The organism is Mycobacterium sp. E136, assembly GCF_001666865.1.
Lineage (GTDB): Bacteria > Actinomycetota > Actinomycetes > Mycobacteriales > Mycobacteriaceae > Mycobacterium.
On record NZ_LZJE01000019.1, the window covers coordinates 1 to 821 of the forward strand.

Sequence of the window (821 nt, forward strand, 5' to 3'; positions counted from 1 at the left end):
CTTTGGCGATCTTGGCCGCGCGCTCGCGCAGTTCGTCGCGCAGTGATTCGATGGCGCGCGGTGTGAAGGCCCGCGAGATGATCTTGCGCAGATGCGTGTGGTGCGGGGCGTCCTGGTTGAGCAGCACCACCTTGCCGCCCTCGAGCGATTCCGGATCGGCCTCGTCGCGGTAGCGCGGCAACGCCGTCTTCTTATTACTGGAGAAGACGTCACTGCGGCGCGAGATTTCCTTGACGTCTGCATGCCGGGTGACCACCCAGAAGCCTTCGTCGCCGAACGCCAGATTCCCCTTCGTCTGCTCGTTCCACCAGATCGGCGCCACCTTGCGCAGCTCGGCCAGTTCGTCGACCGGCAGGCGTTCGGCGTAGATGTCTGGATCGGTGAAATCGAATCCGGGCGGAAGGTTCGGAGTCGGCATGCTGCATCCCTCACGTGACGTGGTCTAGTGCCCTCACCGCATTGCTACACCACTGATGGGGGCAGGTGAGGCGGGTTCGGGAAAGTCCGACGAAATGAGAAGTGGAACGTGTTCTCTACGGCACGGTTATTGACCTCTTCGTCACGGCGAGCACTCCTGTAACAATTCTGCGACACTGTTCGAACCAAAAGTGACGCCGTCGAAGAGGCCGGGAAGCCGGCCGCGAGATGGGGACCCGGAAAGGGGGCAGCGGTGAGGATCGTCATCAACCCGAAGAGGCTTTCGCTGCTGGGCGCAGGGATGGCCGCGGCTCTCATGGCCGCCGCGCCGCAGACCCTCGCCGATCCAGCCGCTCCCGCGCCTCCACCGCCACCCCCGGCACCGCCCGCGAGCGCAGCGGTCA

General features: G+C 64.6%; 1 pseudogene. It reads right to left on the bottom strand.

The window, feature by feature from the left end:
* Nucleotides 1-418, bottom strand: a pseudogene (locus A5698_RS01430) (steroid C27-monooxygenase); the annotation flags it as partial.
* Nucleotides 419-821 lie beyond the last annotated feature (403 nt).